Raw genomic sequence first — 461 nt, forward strand, 5'->3', positions numbered from 1 at the left:
CACGGCCTTTATCAAGGCTAGATTCCACAACAACACCTTTTGCCGGAACGTTCTTGGCAGCTGTTAACTCTAGAAGCTCAGCTTGAAGCAATACAGCATCAAGCAAAGCATCAATACCTTCACCGGTATGCGCAGAAACGTTTACAAACTGGACATCGCCACCCCAGTCTTCGGGGATAACTTCTTTCGTCGCTAGTTCATTTTTAACACGATCAGGATCTGCTTGCTCTTTATCCATTTTGTTTACCGCAACAACGATCGGCATATTTGCTGATCGCGCATGCTGAATCGCTTCTTCGGTTTGTGGCATCATGCCATCATCGGCTGCTACAACCAGAATAACAATATCAGTACTGCTCGCACCACGTGCACGCATAGCTGTAAAGGCTGCGTGTCCTGGCGTATCCAGGAAGGTGATCATGCCATGACCGGTCTCTACGTGATAAGCACCAATATGCTGT

Annotated in this window: 1 protein-coding gene; it reads right to left on the reverse strand. The window is 47.7% G+C overall.

What is annotated here, in order from left to right; all coding sequences use genetic code 11:
- Positions 1-461 (reverse strand): GTP-binding protein (locus A3761_RS05510; RefSeq protein WP_156491632.1); only part of this gene is annotated, 461 nt, incomplete at both ends.

The sequence above is a fragment of the Oleiphilus sp. HI0123 genome (assembly GCF_001635315.1).